General features: G+C 70.9%; 5 protein-coding genes. All 5 read left to right on the top strand.

Annotation, left to right across the window (positions count from 1 at the left end):
• The first annotated feature begins 72 nt into the window (after positions 1-72).
• On the top strand, positions 73-495 hold the full coding sequence (locus tag O3Q52_RS50445; RefSeq protein ID WP_266586558.1) for a hypothetical protein: 423 nt from the start codon (positions 73-75) through the stop codon (positions 493-495).
• A gap of 25 nt (positions 496-520) precedes the next feature.
• The gene (locus O3Q52_RS50440; protein WP_266586556.1) at positions 521-892 is read left to right on the top strand and encodes a hypothetical protein; all 372 of its coding nucleotides are present in this window, start codon (positions 521-523) and stop codon (positions 890-892) included.
• 308 nt (positions 893-1,200) lie between these two features.
• Entirely contained in the window at positions 1,201-1,593 is a 393-nt protein-coding gene (locus tag O3Q52_RS50435) for a hypothetical protein (RefSeq protein WP_269655136.1), read from the top strand.
• Entirely contained in the window at positions 1,590-2,396 is an 807-nt protein-coding gene (locus tag O3Q52_RS50430; RefSeq protein ID WP_269655135.1) for a DUF317 domain-containing protein, read from the top strand. The genes O3Q52_RS50435 and O3Q52_RS50430 overlap by 4 nt, the downstream gene beginning before the upstream one ends.
• A gap of 513 nt (positions 2,397-2,909) precedes the next feature.
• Positions 2,910-3,716 (top strand): DUF317 domain-containing protein (locus O3Q52_RS50425; RefSeq protein WP_269655134.1); only part of this gene is annotated, 807 nt, incomplete at its 3' end.

Raw genomic sequence — 3,716 nt, 5'->3', positions numbered from 1 at the left:
TCTGCCCACAGCGCCCCCGCCACTGGCTGCCCCCGCCGTTCGACAGCGCTGACCCGATCCCAGAACAGGAGCATGCCGTACGTGGGAAACCGCGCCGACGACGAAGGCACCGACGTCGAGATCTACATCAAACCGCTGACCGACACGGTCCACGCCGACACCCCCACCGATGCGCCCGAGGAGCTCCTGGCCCTGCTCGACAGCCTCGGCTTCGAACGCAAGACGGCGGCGACGGCCGGGCCCGTCTATGTCTGGCACGAGGTCCCCCACCGCCTCACCGAGGCCGAGAAGAAGAGGCTCGCCACCAGCGCCGTTCCCTCACTGCTCGTGGCCGGATACCTGGTCAACATCACCAACGCCGTCTGGGACGCCGCCGCCTATCAGGAGGCCGCAGAGGCAGTGCGCCACCAGCCCGTCGCCGCAGCCGCGCCGCACACCGCGACCGCCTCCGTCATCAGAGCCCACGGCACTCCGGCGACACCTCGTCGGCGATGAGCCACGATCGAAAGGAGTCCCGCTCGTGAGCCTGGCGGACGAGCACGAGGTCGACGTCGAGTTCTATCACCGCGACGGAACGATCTACGTCGATACCCGCACCAGCGCCCCGGAGCAGCTGCTCGTCCTGCTCGACGGCCTCGGGCTCGAACGCCACAGCGACGAGGGCGAGATCTGGCATCAAGTCCCCGACCAGATGGACGAGATCGCCATGAAGGACATGGCCGATCGGGCTGCGTGGCTGCTGACCCGCCACGGCTTCCAGGTCTCCATCGATGCGGGCCTCTTCGGCGGCACCGCCTACCGCGCCGCCCTCGCCCCATCCCCAGCACACCGGCCGGCACCCGCGCCCGCAGCGCCTGCCCCGAGCGCGTCGCGCCCTCGCCGTACGCGCTGACCACCCACCGCGCCGACCCCGCACGGGGGGTCGGCCCAGCCCTCACCTGGAGTACCTGTCACCCGCGAAACCGACCGCACCCCACCGCCCATCACAGCCGACCGCAAGCCGCGCCTGGTCACCGCCCTCTTCCGCCGCTACCTGCGGGCCGTCACCGCCGACAGCCGCAACCGGACCAACCTGCTGGTCGGCGGGCACCCCGAAGCGGCCCTCGACGAAGCCCGGCGCCGGGACATGTTCCCTCTCGTCGACAGCCACCACATCCGCCACCACAACTAGTAGCCCGACCTGGCCCGTTCAGGAGGCCCATGACCAACCCCCCGCCCCTCACCTCGGTACGGCCCGCTGACGACATCGCACGCCAGCTCAGCCAGCTCACACAGCTCTTGGCCCAGTCGCCGCCGCACGAGGCCGCCCAGATTCTCGGCAAGGTCCTCGACTACGACGAGGGCCTGCTCGGACGAGTCACCGACCTGGTCGCCACCGGATCACGCTTCGCCCAGGACCACTCCCAGCGCGGCATCCTGCACCCCGAGGTGTGGCTGGCCCTGGGACGCGCGGCCAACGAACTCGACAGCGTGGGCGAGGACCTCAACGAGCACACCGGCACGATCAAACAGCTCGCCACGTCCGCCACCCCGTCCACCAGCCCGGCTGCGCGGCCCGCCGGATCGGCGATGGTCGTCAGGCGGCACCGGTGAGACAGAACAAGCAGTGGTCCGGATGGGGCGCCGCCGGTCAGCAGGCCCAGCAGCACTACCTCGTCGAGCCCCGCTATCTCGCCGGCGGCGGCGACCTGCGCCACGTCACCGAGTACCTGCGCGCCTCCGGGTGGAAGGACAAGTCCAAGAGCGGCGGCCCCCTCGTCTTCGACAGCCCGGACAAGTCCGTGCGCATCGGATACGACCCGTTCACCCAGCCCGGCAGCTGGACCATCAGCGGGAAGCAGACCGCCAAGCAGGAGGCATGGCACGCCACCTTCGGCCGGCAGACGCCCGTCGAAATCGTCGCCGGTATCACCGACGCCCTGTTCAAGGAGCGCAAGGCGCACGCCCCCAACGTGTGGGAGCCCCTGCAGCAACAGGGCTGGGAGACCGAGCGAGGCCAGCACTTCACCGCCCGCAGCCCGGAAGGCGACGCCTTCGTCCGCTTCCACCAGTCCAGCCCCGGGCAGGCGCACTGGTGGGCCGGTGCTCGCAACGAACACGGCCGTGTGTGGGAGGCGATGTTCACGCCGACCACGCCGATGCATCTGGTGCAGGCATTCAGCACGGCGCTCGCGGACCCGCAGCCCGTGCTGCGGCCCCTCGGCCGCGTCCCGCCCTCCCAGCGGATCCGCACCACCTCCGTGTCCGTCCTACCGTCCCAGCTCGGCGCGTGGCAGCAGGCCCGGATCACCCCCGCCAGTGCGGCCACATGGGCCCGCAACTCCTTCGCCACCAACCGGGCCCGCTCCAGCCCCGGCGCTCGCCCGTACGCGACGTCCGACGGCCGACGCCGCTGACCGGCCTCGGGTGGACACGCCCGCCGCCCTGTCCCCAACTTTCCTCGATGGCAAGGAGGTTCATCACCGATCTGAACTGCGACGACACCCTCACCACAGGGGATATCCACAGGGCTGTCCACAGCCTGGCCCCGCTCACCACCACGTTTCACTCAAGGACGCTGATGCCCAACCCCTCACACCCCAGCTCCGACCAGATCGCGCAGGCGATCGCAACCCTGACCCAGCTCAAGGACTATCTACGCAGCAACCCGCCTGTCACCGACGTGCTGCCGCTGCTGGCTCGCCTCCTCGACGAGGACACCGGCGCCCCCATCCTGCTCGGCGACGTCCTGCGCAACGCCGCGCACCTCGTCTCCCAGCAGGCCGCCAGCACCCAGATCGACGAGATCCGCCTGATCATCGACGGCTCCGGGACGCCGCCCAGGAGGCCACGGACTGGCACGTCCTGCACTGGGACATCCAGCGCGTGGGCGGCCAGGCGTTCGCGCCCGCAGGTCCGCCGACGACTTCGTGACCCGCCCCTACATTGTCAGCAAGGCCGACGCCCCCTGGTCTCGTATCTGGTTCGACACCAGTCCCCGTCATCTCGCCGGGCCCGGCGACCCGCGCCATGTCACCCAGGCGCTGCGGGCCGGCGGCTGGAAGAACTACGCCGACCCCGACTTTCCCCATGTCGTCCTGGCCAGCCCCGACTTCCGCCACACGCTCGTACTCGAACCCGCTGCGGACTCGTACTCTGCCTGGTGGCGGATCTCCTCACAGCGCTGGCACGCGTCGTTCGGCGGCAACACACCCGCCGAGATCATCGCCGGATTCACCGACGCCCTCCTGCACCCCGCCCCGGCCACGGAGCCAGACGTGTGGCCGACCCTGCAAGCGGCGGACTGGACCTACGAGCGCGACGAGCGGGGCAATGAGAGTGCGCGCCATCCGGACGGCATCACCACCATGGAGCGGCGGGCGACGCTGACGAGCGACTACTTCAGCTGGAGCGCCGAAGTCGCGCTCCCCACCGGGCTCGGCGGCCACCAGCGGCTGTGGCACGCGTACTTCGACAACCGCACACCCCGCCACCTGCTCGCCGCCTTCTCCACCGCCCTCACCGACCCCGCGCTCGTGCCGCGCGGCCACTACGACGTCCCGCACTCCCACCTGGTCACCCAGGTGGAACGCGGCGCCCATGGCGAGCAACTGGCCGCCGCCCACGAGGCGCGCCTGAAGGCCATCCGGGCCGCCGCCCGCAAGGCCCGCCGCAGTGGCGCGCCGACCACGCACCCCGTCCCGGCACCCGCCGCCGAGTTGGTCGCTGCTGCGGCC

It is taken from the genome of Streptomyces sp. ActVer, from assembly GCF_027270795.1.
GTDB classification, from domain to species: domain Bacteria; phylum Actinomycetota; class Actinomycetes; order Streptomycetales; family Streptomycetaceae; genus Streptomyces; species Streptomyces umbrinus_A.
This window is presented reverse-complemented; position numbering and strand designations above follow the sequence as displayed.